We start from the raw sequence: 16,857 nt of genomic DNA, 5'->3' as shown, positions 1-16,857 counted from the left end.
ATCTCCTTATTATTTTTTTGGTTCTTTTACTATATCACCAAATATTTTTTTAGCATATTCTACAGAAGGACTTGTTTTATTTCTATATTTATCTAAACTCGGCAATTTTATTAAAGGTTGTTGTTCATTTTTTTTGGCTTTTCAAGTATTTTTGCAATTTTCAATAGCAATGTTAAGTTGATCTTGATTAATTGCTACAACATTTAAATAACGATTAAAAATATTAAATAATGCTTCCATTAATTCTGTATCTGTTCTTTTTAAATTTAATTGACGCACTTTTATAATATCTGCCGATTTTAAAACTATTAATTGATCGATTGAAAAAAATATTTTAAAACCTGATAATAGATCTTTTAAGTGTATAAATTTTGAACCTATTTTTTTATCTAGCATATTGTAATTCATCACATCTAATTCACTTTGTTTTTTGTTTCCATAGTTATAAATGTTTTGCTTTGCATATTGATAAATAAAAGCTAAATTATCAACTTCACTTTGACTTAATTCAGGTTTTAAGACATTTACATCATTTTTGGTCTCTGAAATATCGTTTGAAAACTCACTAGTTATTATTTCGTTCAAAATATCATCATTTTCATATTCTTTTGTAGCATCGGATATAAGAATTTCGGAAGTTTTTTCTAAAATTTTATCTAAATTTTCTTCTTTAAGACCAAGGCTTTCAACTTTAGCATTATTTTTATTTAAACTAATATCATTTTTTGTATTATATGAATTTGATATATTTGCTAAATTAAACACTGAATTAAAATCCTTAGCATTATTTTTATAATTAGTCTTTGTTTCTGTTTCGTTATCGTCCAATAGTTCTTTATTAACCAAATGAAAATCATCTTCTTCATTGTTTTCAGAATTGTTTTCAAAACCATATAACTGATCTTTAACTATATTGTTTTGAGAATTATTAGAATTAAAATTAATTTTTAAATCTTGATCTTGATTTTTAGATTTATTTGAAGCCATCTTCAATAAATAAATTTCCATAACCTGTCTTGGAAGATCAGAATATTGAATTTCTTTAATTGCTTCTGTAATTAATTCAATATATTTAAATAATCTATCATCATCTATATTTAATTCACTAATAGCTTGTTTTGAAGCATATTCCAAAAGTTTTTCATCATTAGTTTTTTTATAAATTGCATAATCTTTTAATGTTTTAAAAATTTGCAACGATAATTTTTCTATACTTGCTCCATTATCAACTAAGGAATTAAATTTATCTATTAACAATTTAAAGTCAGCATTATCTATTAATTTAATCATAGATCAAATGTTGTTAAAATCAACAATTCCATATAGATCTTCTATTGATTTTTTATTAATTAAATCATTAGCACAATAAATAGCCACCTGATCAGCAATACTCAAAGTATCTCTAAAACTACCATTGCCTAGTTCTACTATTAACTTAATAGCTTCATCATCGGCTTTAATATTCTCTTTTATAAAGATATCTTTAATTTGATTAAATAAAATTTCCTTATCAATTTTTTTGAAATTAAATCTTTGAACTCTGCTTAAAATAGTTAATGGAATTTTTTGTGGGTCTGTTGTTGCTAAAATAAAAATAACATGTTTAGGAGGCTCTTCAAGAGTTTTTAATAAAGCATTAAAAGCTCCTTTAGATAACATGTGAACTTCATCAATTATATAGACTTTATATTTTCCATTTGTTGGAAGTAATTTAATTTTTTCTCTAAGTTGTCTTATATCATCAATACCAGTATTAGAAGCAGCATCTATTTCTATAATATCCATATTTCTATCAATAGAAGCAATACACTCATCGCAAGGATTTTCTGATGTTCTATGAGAACAATTTATTGCATTTGCAAATATTTTGGCTGTTGAAGTTTTACCATTGCCATGAGGACCACAAAAAAGATAAGCATGCGTCAATTTGTTTTCTTTAATGATATTTTTTAAAGTATTAATAATATGTTCTTGACCTTTTACTTCATCAAAAGTCTTAGGACGGTATTGGCGATATAAAGCCAAATATTTTTGAGTTAAAGACATTATTCCTCCTAAATGTTATTTATATTTTACCAAATTAAATAAAGGCAAAAAATAAAACTTCTTTTTTTAAGTTATTAATGATTTAAAAACATAAAATCGCAAGTTTTTATATATTAATAATAATATGTTTTTAAACTTAATGAATAAGTATATAATAATTTATATGAATAAATTAAATCTTACTTTAAATGAAATAAAAAACAAAAATTTTTACACTCATTTTATTCTTACAATAGTTTCTTTAGTAGTTATTATTTTTCAATTTATTGCTATATTTTTTATTGCCCCAACGCAAAAACCAATAGTTTTTTATTCTATATTAACAATAATAATTTTATCTTCAATTATATTAGTTCTTTTAGCTTTTAGCTTTTTCAGTATATATAGAGATAGAGCTGATTATAAAAATAAAAAATTATTGAAAGTTAATTTTGGTTTTATTATTTCAATAATTGTTTTAGCTATTATTTTTATTACAACGGCTTTAATCTTTAATTCTTTTAAGCAAACAATTATTATTGCTTTAAGTAATAAAGATAACAATAAATCTTTAACATATAAAAATTATTTTTATATAGCAAAAAATATTTTTTATTTTTTGAGTGCATTAGCATTATTTAGTTTGATTATAATTTTGTCCATTAATATTGTTATTAAAAAAGAAATAAAAAAAGTATTAAATAAAAGGAGTTAAATATGAAACATGAAAAATCTTGTGGTGTAATAGCACTTAAAAATATTGAATCAAAGCTTTATGTTTTACTAGTGCAACAAACTGCTGGACATTGAGGTTTTCCTAAGGGTCATGTTGAGGGTAATGAAACAGAACATGAGACAGCAATTCGTGAAACTAAAGAAGAAACAAATATTGATGTTGAAATACTTGAAGGTTTTAGAGAAAAGAGTACTTATTCTCCATTTCCAGGTATAACAAAAGATGTTATATTCTTTTTAGCCATTCCTAAATCTTTTGATTTAAAAAAGCAACCAGGAGAAACAGATGTTGTTGAATGAGTAATTGCTAAGGAAGCTTTAGTAAATAAAATAACCTATGATGCTGATAGAGAAATACTTGAAAAAGCTATAGATTATTACATAAACCACCATTGAGAATATAAAAAATAATAATAAAAATCCTTAAGTAGCGACTGAAGGATTTTATTTTTATTTAGTTTCTTGTTCTGTTTTTTCTTTTTTGTTTGAGTTTACTATTTTTTCTAATCTTAATTTTAAATCTGCAAAAATCTCGTTTTTCTTAAATTCTATTTGCTTTTCAATTTCTTTTTCATCAATACCTTGTGAAATTAAATGTCTTCTTTCAGAATCTAATAAATAATTAATAAAATCATTAACTTGTTCTAAACTTGCTGTAGCATTATTATCTGAGTTATTAATTCATGGTAAATCAATTTGGCTATTTGAAGAAGGCAGGGCATCATAATTATTTAATAAATTAATACTACATTCTAAAGCTATTCTATCTGTTAGTTCTTTAAATTTTTTTGAACCTAATTTTGTATAAATTTGATATGGATTCTTTTGAGCATATTGTACTAAATGAGTGCTACGACGTAATTTATCCATTATATTAATATGATCTTGTCAACCATTATCAAAAACAGATAAAATTATATTTCTCTCTGAGTTAGCTAAAGCAGTAAGACCATATTTTTCAATAATATTTTCTCTTAAAATATCATATTCTTTATATCAAATTAAAACAATGTAATTAATAAGTTCTTCACGATCCATTTTTTTAATTTCATCAACTGTAAAAACATGTTTTGTTAATACCATAAAATTTTCATTTAAATGTCTAGTAAAGTTTTCAAAATCCATAGTATCATTTTTTTGAACAAAATAAGGATTATTTACAATTTGCTTAACTGCAACTTGAAACATTTTTCTAATAATTGAGCCCAGATCATCTCTCTCTAATATTAAATCACGTTGTTCATAAATTAAGTCACGTTGTTGTCTAATAACGTCATCAAAATTTAAAACACTTTTACGGTTGTCATAGTTAAAACCTTCAATTTTCTTTTGAGCTCTTAAAAAGGCTGATCTAATTGATTCACCAGGTATTGGATCTGAACCATATTCTTTAAAAATTTCTTTTCACTTATCTTGAACTGAAAACCTTAAAATTAATTGATCATCTAATGAAAGAAAGAATTTAGTATAGCCTATATCTCCCTGACGCCCTGAACGACCCTTTAATTGATTATCAATTCTACGCGATTCTGCTTTTTCAGTGCCCAATACGTATAAACCGCCAACTTCTAAAGCTTCTTTAGTAGGTTTAATATCAGTTCCACGGCCAGCCATATTTGTTGCTATTGTTACAGCACCTAACTCTCCAGCATGAGAAATAATATCTGCTTCTGATGCATCTTGTTTTGCATTTAAAACAGTGTGAGGTATTCCTTCATTTAATAAATATTCATGTAGAACTTCTGAATCTTCCACTTGTGCAGTACCTATTAGAATAGGCTGTTTACGTTGATAAGCTCTTTTAACTTCTTTCGTTACAGCTTGTCATTTTGAATGCATATCAACATATATTTCGTCTTTATCATCAATTCTTATAATAGGTTTATTTGTTGGAACAACATTAACACGCATATTATAAATATCAATAAATTCTTTTTCTTCTGTTTTAGCTGTACCGGTCATACCACTAATTTTTTTAAATAATCTAAAAAAGTTTTGATAAGTAATAGTTGCTAATGTTTTTGTTTCAGATTCAATTTCAACTTTTTCTTTTGCTTGAATTGCTTGTTGCAAACCTTCCGAATAAGCGCGACCTTCCATAATACGGCCTGTAAATGAATCAACTAATTCGATTTTATCGTCTCTAACTATATATTCAACATCTAATTTCATAACTTTATGTGCTCTTAAAGCGTTTTGAATACGATGAACTAATTCAGAATTTTCTAAATCATATAAATTATTAAAATTAAAATATTTATTGGCTTTTTCAATACCTTTATCAGTCAAATAAACTGATTTTGTTTCTTCATCGATGAAATAATCTTCGAAATTTAAAGTACGTACAAATAAATCAGCTATATTATACATTGAACTTTCTTCTTGATCTCCGCCCGAAATAATCAATGGTGTTTTTGCTTCATCAATTAAAATAGAATCGACCTCATCTAATAAAATAAAATCCAATCCTCTTTGAACTTTTTCTTCTTTGGACATAGCCATATTATCACGAAGATAATCAAATCCTAATTCTGAGTGAACTGAATAAACAACATCACAAGCATAAGCTTGACGTTTTAACATAGCAGGCATTTGTGCTTTATTAATACCAACGCTTAAACCTAAAAATTTAAATACTTGGCCCATTTCTTCAGCATCACGTTCAGCTAAATATTCATTAACTGTTGAGACAATAACACTAGAACCATCTAAAGTATTTAAATAAACAGGTGCTATAGAAGTAATAGTTTTACCTTCACCAGTTTTCATTTCCGCAACAGAACCCAAATCTAAGATAATTCCACCTATCATTTGCACATCATAGGGTCTTTTTCCTAATATACGTTTTGTTGCTTCGCGCGCTACAGCAAAAACTTCGGGTCTAATATCTTCCCGAGTTTCACCCAGTTTTAATCTTTCCTTAAATTCTATAGTTTTAGCCTTAAGTTCATCATCGCTTAATAGTTTTATACTATCTTCTAATTGATTTATTTTTTTTAGAGTGTGCTCTGCTATTCGCATTTCAGTTGATTTAAATTTAAAAAATTTCATAATTTAATATTTTATATTAAATTTCTTAAAAAAAGTCAAAATTAAAAAAGGCTAGTTAATAAAAACCGCCTTTTTTTGATAAAATATAAACTTCATTTTATCTAAATAAACGTAAAACATCTTGTGAGAATATATTATATACACCTACAATTAAACCATAGATAATAAAGGCTAACATTACTAAACCTACTATAGCAACCAAAGAAATTCCAATTATACTCAAAACTCTTTTTGCAATTCTCTTTTGTTTTGTTTTTGCTATTAATAAACTAAAATCTTTATTTTCCATATTCTATCCTTTTGTTGCATTTCCTTGTCTAGAAATTGCATTCATAATTCTTCTTCTTAGTATAAAGTATACTATTATCATAGGTGTTATGGCTATTAATGATGAAGCCATTCTAATTGATAAAACAACTTGTATTTCGCCTGGATTTACTTCAAATTTACCAGTAGTAAATAATCATAAGTTCATTGGAGCTCAATAACCCGCTGTTTTTCCAGGTGCAGAAGTTCATAATATTGCTGGTCATGTATATGAATTTCATGAAGCCAAAGTTGTTAATATAATAACTGTTCATGTTGTTGCTTTAACCATAGGTAAAGCTATGTTAAAGAAATATTTAAAGCCATTCGCTCCATCAAGCATTGCTGATTCTTTAACAGAATTAGGAATTGCTTCAAAAGCATTTTTATACATATAGGCTTGAAATATAGATGTTGCGAATGGTACTATCATTGCCACTATCTTGTAAGGACTATTATCACCAATTCAATTAGCTTTTGATACTAATGTATATTGTAGTGATATAAGTGTTATTTCAGGAATAACCATTAACGATAATAAGAAACTGAAAAAAGCATGTCTTCCTCTTCAATTTCTTAGTGATAATGCATAACCCAAAGTAATTGAAAAGAATAAACGAACCATAACTGAAATACTTGTATATCCAGCTGTAAATATTAAAGCTTGGAAATACCCTGCTTCAAAAGCACTTTTAAAGTTTTCAAAATGCAAACTAGTTCTTAAAAATATTGAAAAAGTTTTACCATTATTTTCATAATCTTTATAGTTAAATGGCCATCAAGCTATTTGATTTCCTGTTTGCCCTGAATAAAATCTAGCATCAACTAGTGATTGTTCAAACATAAAATAAAATGGAAGGATTATTAATATACTGAAAAATGTTAGAATTAAAATTTTAAAAACTCATTCAAAAACTCTACCAACCGTTTCTGTGGTTGAAAAAGGTTTTGACATCATCTCTTGTTTAGATTTTAAAACTGATAATTCTCTTTTGCGCCTGATTTTTAATCTTGTTAGCAACATTTTTTTCTCCTAAATGAATATATAATCTATAAGCTAATGAAACAGCTTTCTTTAATGAAAAAGAAATTGTTACACCTAATATAAATAGAAATACAGATGCAGCCATAGACCTTCCAAAACCATTGGTTGCAAATTTTATACTATGAAAAATATAAATTAATAATGTTCCTGCATTTTCTGCTATTGCTGTACTAGGATCATTATTGTATAAAGCTAATGGAAAAACCTTAATACCATTTATTATTCCTATAGTAAATAAAAATGAAATTGTTCTACGAATTGATGGTAAAGTAATTTTAAAAAATTGTTTTATTGATGATGCGCCATCAATGGCAGATGATTTGTATAAATCGGGGTTAACTGAAAGCATAGCTGTTGTCAAAATTAAAACCTGAAATGCTAAACCTCCTCATATACCACGAATTAGTATAACAAAGAATGGGTTTCAACTGTTTCCTGTCCCATAAAGCATTGGAAAAATAGCTCCTTCTGATGCTTTACCAAATAAGGCACTAAATGTTAAAGAAATTGCAACAGCTCCTGTCATATATGGAAGAAAAAATACTGTTTGTCAAAAACCACGTGCCCATTTTTTTACAATCATTGTAATTGCTGAACTAATTAATAAAGATGTTCCTAATCCTAAAGGCAAAGCAAAAATTGCATATATTAAAGAATTTGACATTGATGTTAAAAATTTTGGGTCGTAAAATATACCAACTTCACTACTTCCATCTCTAAAATAATTATCAAAAGATCATCCAAAGCGAGTAAAAGTTGTAGGAGCTCTAAACGAACCAATAATAACAAATATAAATGGAATTATAACCATAAATAATAAAGCTAATAAAGAGGGTAGAAATAATAAAAATGGTTTTCAGAAAGGTGTTCTAGTGTTAAGAACACTTAATGCTTGACCTGTTTTTTTAATTCTATATTTTTTTCAAAAATATGTTTTCATTAAACTCTTTCCTTAGTATCAACATCAAACATATGGTATAAATCTTCTCTTTTAATAGATAATTTAACTATTTCTCCTATTTCATATTTTGTTTTATTTGTCAAAAAAACATTAGCAATTTTATTAATTTCTTTAATAAAAATTTGGGCTTGAATTTCTTTACCTAAATATTCTACTAATCTAATATCTCCGACAATAACACCTTTTTCATCTTCGACTAATGATTCACCACGGAAGCCTAGATCTATTTTGTTTTTATTATATGTTTCTGGAACTTTAGTTAATTTTTTATTGTCATAATAAATATAGCCATCCTTAACATCAGCTTCAAAAACAGTCATTTCTGGCATTCCTAAGAATCTTGCTACAAATTCGTTTTTAGGTTTTAAATATAAATCCATAGGTGCACCAATTTGTTGAACTTTAGCCGTTGACATACAAATAATCTTATCGCTAATAGACATAGCTTCTTCTTGATCATGTGTAACAAAGACAGTTGTTATGCCTAATTCTTGTTGAATTGAACGTATTCATTTTCTTGTTGATATACGCAATTTAGCATCAAGATTAGATAAAGGTTCATCTAATAATAAAATCTTAGGTTTCTTAACAATTGCTCTAGCAATAGCAACACGTTGTTGTTGCCCTCCAGATAATTGGGTTGGTCTTTTACCAAGATTTTTAGTAATTTCAACTCTTTGTGCAACATCTAAAACATCTCTAACTATAGCTTCTTCAATTGTTAAAACATCTTTACCTATAACTTTAATTTTATCTTGCAAATCTTTTGGAAGAGTTGCGATTAAAAGATTTAAGTTTCTAACAGTATTATTAGTTTTTTGGATTTTTTGAGCTTCCATAATAGAATTTAAAATTTCTAAAACTGATTGCTTATAAACAATATCTGTATCTTTATCAATAGTTTTTAAACGAATTTTAACGTTTTTTATTTCTTGAACTAAAGGATGAGTTTTTTGTTGTTGTTTTTTAGTTTTTAATTCTTGTTTAGCCTGTTCAATTTTTTCTAAATATTCTTTTTTTGTTTCATAATATTTTGATTCATATTCTTTAACTAATTTTTCAGTCTTTTGGCTAAATTTTAACTTTTCTTCTCGAATTTTATCCTTTAAGTTTAAATCTATCTTTGCTATTTTTTCCTTATAATCTTTTTTAGCTTCTTCAATATCTTTTAAAACTTTTTTTGTTAAAGAAGAAAGAAGACCTGTTTTCTTTGTTAATAAGAAATTTAAATTATTTACTTCTTCTTCTATAAAATCATTAAATTCTGTTGTTAATTGAGTTAAATAAACTCTTGTTTCTTTTGGATTATCGATGTTATGATACAATTTTGTTCTTGTATCTTCTATTTTTTCTTTAGATACCCCAAAATGTTCAAAAATTAATTCAAATATTTTTTGTTGAGCTAATTTTGTTTTTTCGATAGTTTCTTCTTTTCAGTGTTTATCATTCATTAATGGAAAAGCAATGTTTTCATACACTGTCATATGAGGATATAAGGCATAGTTTTGAAAAACTAAACCTAGCTCTCTTTGCTGAGGAGAAAATTTAGTTACATCAACTCCTGAAAAAAATATTTTTCCACTTGTTGGGCGTAACAATCCCGAAATAGCATTAAGAGTCGTAGTTTTACCAGAACCTGAAGGGCCTAGTAAAGTTACTAATTCTCCTTTTTTAATAACAAAAGAAGCTTTATCAACAGCTAAAGTTTCACCAAAGTCTATAACTAAATTTTCTACTTCTATAGCTGGTATATTTTTTTTAGCTTGATAACGTTCTTTTGAAAAACTATGAATATCACTTTGAGTTAACTTGCTTTTAGCTATTTCATTACTAGCTAATTCACTTTTTGTTTTATTCATTATTTTTTTCCTTAAAAATTTATTTAAATATTAATTATTTTGTTTTTGTTTGTTGATTGTTTTTTAAAAATTCATATATGTTCATTTTTGGATTTCAATATGATCTGCTAATATAACTAGGATACATTATTCTATATCCATCCAAAATTAAAGTTTCTCCGTGAGAAAGATATTCTTTTGAAAGAGCTTGAGGATTTTTAAATTTAATATTAGTTTTTTTACCATTTAATTTGATGTTAACTCCATTTGAATTATAAAAACCTTTTTTATTTATAAAGCCTTCATTAAAAGCATGAGCAACAAAAGGCAATAAATAATCAGAAACTAAAGATTTATCTTTTTTATTATATTCAAACATAAAACTTTTTAAAACTCTTTCATTAAATCTTGGTAAAGTTCAACCATTTGCTAGCATACTAATACTAAAGTTTTTTTTGTATCCATCTCCATAGAATAAATAGCCAACACTTCTATCATAAGATTTGTTTATCCAACCATCATCAGAAATTAATCTAACTTTAGAACCAATAGGCAAAATACTTCTGGCGTATTCACTATCAAGGTGTGCTAAATTTTTTTCTCTCTCAGTAACATCTTCAGTATTTTCTTCAAGAGTATCAATTAATGGAATTCTAATTTTAATCAATTGTCCAATTTTTATAATTCCATTTGGTGAACCTTTGGTTACTTTTATATTAATTGTGTCTCCATCTGAAACCTTAGCAATATTTCCTTCTACAAGAGAAAAGTATTCTCATAGGGTTGTAGTTTTTTCTGTTTCTTCCCCCGTAATTTTGTTGTATTCAGAATATTTAATATTTCGATCGAACATAGTTCCCACATTATCAATATCCTTAATATCAATTGAATATGTTTTATTTAATTTTAAATCTTTATAATTGGTGCAAGAAATAGCAACAATGGGAAATGCAACTAATGGTGCACCAAGAATAAGATTTAAAAATTTATTTTTCTTGTTCATCATTTTTTTCCTTAGATAAAAACAACAAAAAATTAGTTATTTTTTGTCATTTTTTTTAAAAATTCTTACTTGAATGCTTTTTGGATTTCTTCTAAAAATTGTTCAAATGTAGGGTTTTTGTTAGTACTTACTTGAGTAGTCATTGTACTTCCACCTATTCTAATTGCATCTCTTAATTTATCAGATAAAGAAGAAGCAACATCTTCTGCAACTTGATATTCACCAGGGTTTTCAGCAACTAATTTAAAATTATTAAATGTAAGTTGTTCTGCTGGTGTTAAAGTTTTTATTACCTCTGCATTGTTAGGATCAAAGTATGAATCTGTTGGTGAAATATAACTTCCGGCTTGATTAAAGGCATCAACTGAATTTAAATTATTATATTTTTTATTTTTGATTTCTAATTCTGTGTGTTTATGTCTAAATAATCACTTTACTAATAATTTAGTAGCTTTATCTTCTTTTTCATTAGCATGAATTAATACTAATGATGGACCTTGTACAAATACTGATTTTTTATCTTCATGGGTTTTTCTCAAAGGAGCACTTATTCAATCAGCTTCGTCTCTATTTAAAAGTTTATTAGAATCTATTTTTTTTGATTGTACTAAAGATTTTTCAATTAAAACATAATTTGTTGAACTATTAGCAAAAACCTTGTTGCCCACATTAAATACTTTTTTAAGTTGTTCTGGACTTAAAATAATTTCGTTTCCCTTACTTGTTAATTTTGATTCTTTTTCTTTTAATTCAGCTTCTAATAAATCATATCCATCTTTAAATAAACTATTGAATTTATCTTCAGCTTCTTTTGAAGCGAATTGTTTATCATATTTGCCAATCTTGGTTCCTTCTTCAACCTTAGCCTTGAAGATCTTGTTTGTATAGCTTCCAGATTTTATATTAAATGCTATATTTTTATCAGTTTGTTTACTTAATTGACTTGGTCTTTCAACTTCTAATTTTTCATCATTAATATAGTAAATTGTTAAATCATTTTTAATAAATGTGTGATAGAAACCTGCTGTTGAACCTATACTAATAGCTAAATTGTGTCTTGTTAATAAATTTGAACCATATGAACCGGCTCCGCCAATTCAAACTGCTCCTGTTCTAATATCTTCAAAAACATTTTTAAGTAAATTTTTGAATAATTTATTTTGTTCTGTACCTTCTTTAACAAATGATTCATAATCAAAACCACCTGTTCTCAAATGTTCCTTTGAAGGGTTAATATATTGTTTTGATTTATTACCTTTTGTTACAGCATAATTCATAACATTAATTGCTGAAGGTAAAGAGTCAAATGCTAAAATATATTTTCCATTATCTTTAGCATATAATCTTTTGGCTGCTATTGAAAACTTAATCAAATTATCATATTCATAAAACATGTCATCGCTTAATGTTATATTCATTTCTTTAATTGCTTTTTTAACATTATCTAAATCTGTTCCTGTTACTTTGGCTTTGTCTCATTCTTCATCGACATATTTACTATCATCGCTTTTTTCTTTTTCATATAAAGCAATATATTTATTTATAGTCTTAAGTTTTTCAGAATTTGAATCTACATTTACACCATCTATTGCTTTAATTTCTTTTAGTAATTTACCTAAAACTACCATATCAATTGATGACATTTCTGAAGAACGTGAAAATGGAATAACCCATTTTTCTTTCTTTTCAGTGTTTCCACCAATACCATCATTTACATCTTTAAATGTCTTAAAAATGCCTAATTGTTCATATTCATCTGCTGGAAATGCTAAATTCATTTCTTTAGTAGCAAGAATTGAAGCTGCTGTAGGATAATTAATAAAAATATTTCAAAATTTATTTTTTTCCTTTGCTGCTAATTGAGTTGTTAAAGGACCAGTGCTATATCCATTAGGTAAGAATTCTACTTCTGTAGGTAAATATCCTTCTTCTTTACGTTGTTTTTGTTCTTCTGCTGTTCCTGATTTTAGTCAATTATTGTAAGCTTCAATAACACTTTTCATTGCTATACCTTGATTATTATTTTCAGAAAATCCAGTAGCAACTTTTAATTTTCCATCATAGTTTTGGTCAAATCTTCCTCCACCACATGAAATAGCTGCTAGTGGCAACACTAAAGCTGCTGCTGGTGTTAATGATAATAATATTTTGTTTGTTTTTTTCATAAATATTTTTCCTTTCTAAAAAATTAATTTAAATAATATAAAAATACAACAACAATTAGCGAACTAATTGTTGCTGTGGAGTTGTGAAAATAGAGTTTTGATTTGTATAATTCACAATATAATTTTATTGTATTTTTTTAAAAAATTAGAATTTTTATTAATAAAAAAGCTTATTAATATAATATTAATAAGCATTAAACCAAAATATTAAACTTTTTAAATTACCTTTTTACTAAAGAAGAATTTAAATATTTGAACTCAAAATTATTAAAAGACAATAAATAAAAATCATTAAAAGAAGAATAATTTTTAACTGAATTTAAAATATAAAATTCATATATAGTAATTGACAAGCCTAGTGAAAAAATAGTAGATATAAATACAATAATAATTCTTATAATAGCTGATAAAGTATCCTTATCACTTTTAGAAAAAGATATTCCAATTGCTATTCCTATTAAAATTAAATCAATTACAAGAGGAATCAAAATATCTAAGATTACAATTCTTATTATTGCATGTTTTCTTTGATTTTCATAATTTGGTTCTAAAAATGAATGAATAGCAAAATCAGTATCTATTTCATTAACTAAATTTTTATATTGAGGCGAGCTCAAACTATAATCTAAAATTTTAGCTACTAAAGAAATAAATGCACTTTTAGTTAATTTAGTTGCATCTTTTTTATAAAACTCCATAGGTATTTTAGAATCTTTAAAAAAAGTGTATTTAGATTTGTTTTTTAAAGAATTCAAATAACAATAATAAGTAAAATAATCCTTAATATAAGATCTTTTAATTAAATCTAAAAATATAAAAGCTAATAGTATAACTATTATTCCTGAAATTAGACCTGATATTATGCTTACAACTAAATCATTTGTTATTTTAAAAATACTATCTGATGAATAAATATTTTGAAAAATAGCAACTAAATATATAATCAATACTCAAGCTGCTGATATTGCACATAATGCTAATATCAAGTATCAATTAGAATGAATTTCGTGTTTCTTTATTTTTTTTAATTCTGCTTTTCTGTTATCCATTATATTTTCCTTAAAAATATATATCATAATTATAAATAAAAAAGCTCCTTATTTTTAAAAAGGAACTTTGAAAAGTGAAAAAATCATATGGTGCTCCAGACTGGACTTGAACCAGCACAGCTCTTAACCGGTTGATTTTGAGTCAACTGCGTCTACCATTCCGCCACTGGAGCATATTATAAATAGTACTAAAATTATAAATTATTTTTCAAAAAACTTTGTTTATTTAAAATAGGTTTTTATATTTAAATATTTTAGGTTTAAGTATTATAATTCTAATATTATGAAATTACAATTAATTTTTGATGCCCAAAAAAGATTAGATAAAGCTTTTAGTGATAATATAGATAAAAAAGAACGTGAATTATTTGATATTAAAATAGTTATAGCTTTGTTAGTTGAATTAGGAGAATTTGCTAATGAAGTTAAAGCTTTTAAATATTGAAAAAAAGATAAAAAAATTGATCGGCAAAAAATGTTAGAAGAATTTGCTGATGGAATTCATTTTATTACAAGTATTGCTTACCCTTTAAATGTTTCTAGTGAAATTGAGCCTGAAATTAAGTATGATAATTTTAATTTACAATTAGCATTAACCTATAAATTATTTTGTAATTTATTGGAAAATAAAAATAAAGAAAGTGTATTTGAAGCTTTTAAGGCTTATTTAGGTCTCGGTTCTTTAATGAATATAAAAGAAAATGAAATAATTGAGTCTTATTTATTTAAAAATCAAAAAAATTATCAAAGAATTAAAGATAAATATTAAAAAATAGGCACCGCGCCTATTTTTTTAAATAATCATTATTTTGCATTCATTTGTTCTGCAACTTCAGCAGCAAAATCAACACTTTTCTTTTCAATTCCTTCGCCAACTTCATATCTAATTGAATTAATTAATGATAATTTAGATTCTTCTAAATATTGAGCTACTGTTTTAGAATCTTCCATAACAAATGGTTGATATAATAAAATACCTTTTTCATTGAATTCTTTTTTTAATAAACCAGCTTTAATTGTTTGTTGAATTTTTTCTGGTTTATTTTTTAGCGCTGGACTTGCATCTAATTTGTCATGAATCTCTTTTAATTCTTCTACACTTAAATTGCTTTCACTTATATAAGATGGGTTCAATGCAGCAACATGCATTGAAACATTTTTAAGTGCTTCAGCATTTGATCCTTTAGCAATTAATATTGTAGCAACACGATTATTAGCATGAGTATAGCCTGCTACAACTTCATCATTTTTAGCAATAAATTTTTGAGCTCTTCTTAAAGAAATTTTTTCTCCAATTTTTGCTGTTAAGAAATTTGTTTGTTCTTCGATTGAAATACCATCAATTTTTAAAGCTAAAACATCTTCGATTGAATTAAAATCGTTTTCAATTAATGTTTTTGATATTTTATTTGCTAAGCTAATAAAAAGATCATTTTTTGCTACAAAATCTGTTTCCGAATTTAATTCAAAAATAACTGCAATATTATCTTGAATAGTAGCTTTAACAATACCATCTGCAGCAATTCTGCCTGCTTTTTTAGCAGCTTTTAAAATTCCTTTTTCTTGTAATCATTCAATTGCTTTTTCAACATCATTATTAGTTGCTTCTAAAGCATTTTTTACATCTAAGAAACCAGAATTTGTTCTTTCTCTTAATTCTTTAATTTTTTTCAAATCTACTGACATTGTTATAACCTCTCTTATTTTTATAATTTATGTATTATTCTGTTTGTTCTTTATTTTCAACAGATTCTTCAACTCTAGGTTTTCTTACATATTTTCTAGTTGGAGTTGATTCTTGCTTTTGTTCTTCTGGAAGAATAATTTCTTCATTTGGTTTGTAAGCAAATAATTGTTTTTCACCTCTAGCAGAAGCAATAGCATCAGCTAAAATAGTAGTAATTAAGGTAATTGATTTTACAGAGTCATCATTTGCTGGAATAACAAAATCAACTAAGTCTGGGTTTGAATTTGAATCTTGAATTGCAAATACTTTTAAACCTCTTCTTTTTGCTTCTCTAATTGCAATTTCATCTTCTATTGGAGATGCAACAATCATAACTTGAGGCATTTGTGACTTACCAGCTAATTTTCTAATACCACCAAGGTTTTTTTGCAATTTTGCAATTTTTTTGTCATTTAAAAGACCTTCTTTTTTGGTATATCCTTTATAACCATTTTTTTGAAGTTCTTCTAATCTTTCTAATTCTTTAACACTTCTAAAAATTGTTTGTGAATTAGTTAATGTACCACCCAATCAACGTTCAGATACATAAACCGAATTAGTTCTTGTTGCTGCAGATTCAATAGCAGCTTTAGCTTGTTTTTTTGTACCTACTCAAATAAATGAAATTGGTTTTTGAGCCATTTTATTTAATAATTTGTAAGCATATTCCAAAGTTTTTTGAGTTTTAGCAATATCGATTATATGAATACCTGATCTTTTTCCATAAATATATTGTTTCATTTTTGGATTTCAATGGCTTACTCTATGGCCAAAATAAACTCCAGCTTCTAAAAGTTTTTCTCTAGAAACTATTGCGGGTTCTGTATTAACTACAGTTTTTTGTTCTGTTTGTTTTTGTTCAGACATAATATTTCCTTTTTTTTAATTTAATTTTTTATTTGTTAAACTTCCTATTACTTCTAACAGCTTACACCTTAAAATATGTAAGGCAC

Annotated in this window: 14 protein-coding genes and 1 tRNA gene; 3 read left to right on the top strand and 12 right to left on the bottom strand. The window is 25.8% G+C overall.

What is annotated here, in order from left to right; all coding sequences use genetic code 4:
• Positions 1-9 precede the first annotated feature (9 nt).
• The gene (dnaX, locus tag DMC14_RS03040) at positions 10-2,046 is read right to left on the bottom strand and encodes a DNA polymerase III subunit gamma/tau (RefSeq protein WP_116171749.1); all 2,037 of its coding nucleotides are present in this window, start codon (positions 2,044-2,046) and stop codon (positions 10-12) included.
• A gap of 163 nt (positions 2,047-2,209) precedes the next feature.
• Here dnaX and DMC14_RS03035 point away from each other — a divergent pair, with 163 nt between their 5' ends.
• Entirely contained in the window at positions 2,210-2,740 is a 531-nt protein-coding gene (locus DMC14_RS03035) for a hypothetical protein (protein WP_116171748.1), read from the top strand.
• A gap of 2 nt (positions 2,741-2,742) precedes the next feature.
• On the top strand, positions 2,743-3,171 hold the full coding sequence (locus DMC14_RS06540; protein WP_116171747.1) for a bis(5'-nucleosyl)-tetraphosphatase: 429 nt from the start codon (positions 2,743-2,745) through the stop codon (positions 3,169-3,171).
• 39 nt (positions 3,172-3,210) lie between these two features.
• Here DMC14_RS06540 and secA read toward each other — a convergent pair whose 3' ends face one another.
• The 9 genes from secA to DMC14_RS02985 all read right to left on the bottom strand — a co-directional run bounded on the left by secA (position 3,211) and on the right by DMC14_RS02985 (position 14,351).
• On the bottom strand, positions 3,211-5,811 hold the full coding sequence (gene secA / locus DMC14_RS03025) for a preprotein translocase subunit SecA (protein ID WP_116171746.1): 2,601 nt from the start codon (positions 5,809-5,811) through the stop codon (positions 3,211-3,213).
• Positions 5,812-5,908: 97 nt separating this feature from the next.
• The gene (locus DMC14_RS03020) at positions 5,909-6,100 is read right to left on the bottom strand and encodes a hypothetical protein (protein WP_116171745.1); all 192 of its coding nucleotides are present in this window, start codon (positions 6,098-6,100) and stop codon (positions 5,909-5,911) included.
• 3 nt (positions 6,101-6,103) lie between these two features.
• Positions 6,104-7,141, bottom strand: a complete 1,038-nt coding sequence (locus tag DMC14_RS06535; protein WP_116171744.1) for a carbohydrate ABC transporter permease — start codon at positions 7,139-7,141, stop codon at positions 6,104-6,106.
• Entirely contained in the window at positions 7,083-8,102 is a 1,020-nt protein-coding gene (locus DMC14_RS06530) for a carbohydrate ABC transporter permease (protein WP_116171743.1), read from the bottom strand. Before DMC14_RS06530 ends, DMC14_RS06535 begins: the two co-directional genes overlap by 59 nt.
• On the bottom strand, positions 8,102-9,982 hold the full coding sequence (locus DMC14_RS03005) for an ATP-binding cassette domain-containing protein (protein WP_116171742.1): 1,881 nt from the start codon (positions 9,980-9,982) through the stop codon (positions 8,102-8,104). The genes DMC14_RS06530 and DMC14_RS03005 overlap by 1 nt, the downstream gene beginning before the upstream one ends.
• A 34-nt stretch (positions 9,983-10,016) precedes the next feature.
• Complete coding sequence (locus DMC14_RS06525) at positions 10,017-10,964, bottom strand: hypothetical protein (RefSeq protein ID WP_116171741.1); 948 nt, start codon at positions 10,962-10,964, stop codon at positions 10,017-10,019.
• Between the two features lie 65 nt (positions 10,965-11,029).
• Positions 11,030-13,129, bottom strand: a complete 2,100-nt coding sequence (locus DMC14_RS02995) for a P68 family surface lipoprotein (RefSeq protein ID WP_137412675.1) — start codon at positions 13,127-13,129, stop codon at positions 11,030-11,032.
• Positions 13,130-13,350: 221 nt separating this feature from the next.
• A complete protein-coding gene (locus tag DMC14_RS02990) occupies positions 13,351-14,178 on the bottom strand; it encodes a hypothetical protein (protein WP_116171807.1) in 828 nt (275 codons plus the stop codon).
• An 88-nt stretch (positions 14,179-14,266) separates the two neighbouring features.
• Positions 14,267-14,351: transfer RNA gene (locus DMC14_RS02985), tRNA-Leu, on the bottom strand.
• 110 nt (positions 14,352-14,461) lie between these two features.
• On the opposite strand from DMC14_RS02985, the gene DMC14_RS02980 reads away from it, so the two are divergent.
• On the top strand, positions 14,462-14,947 hold the full coding sequence (locus tag DMC14_RS02980) for a dUTP diphosphatase (protein ID WP_116171739.1): 486 nt from the start codon (positions 14,462-14,464) through the stop codon (positions 14,945-14,947).
• 35 nt (positions 14,948-14,982) lie between these two features.
• Here the strand turns inward: DMC14_RS02980 and tsf are convergent, their stop codons facing one another.
• Positions 14,983-15,864, bottom strand: coding sequence for a translation elongation factor Ts (gene tsf / locus DMC14_RS02975; protein ID WP_116171738.1), 882 nt, complete (start codon positions 15,862-15,864; stop codon positions 14,983-14,985).
• 34 nt (positions 15,865-15,898) lie between these two features.
• The gene (gene rpsB, locus DMC14_RS02970; protein WP_116171737.1) at positions 15,899-16,771 is read right to left on the bottom strand and encodes a 30S ribosomal protein S2; all 873 of its coding nucleotides are present in this window, start codon (positions 16,769-16,771) and stop codon (positions 15,899-15,901) included.
• Between the last annotated feature and the right edge of the window lie 86 nt (positions 16,772-16,857).

The organism is Metamycoplasma phocicerebrale, assembly GCF_003383595.3.
Taxonomy (GTDB): Bacteria; Bacillota_I; Bacilli_A; order Mycoplasmatales; family Metamycoplasmataceae; genus Metamycoplasma; species Metamycoplasma phocicerebrale.
Note: the sequence above shows the minus strand (reverse complement) of the source record. Positions and strands in the feature narration are given on the sequence as shown.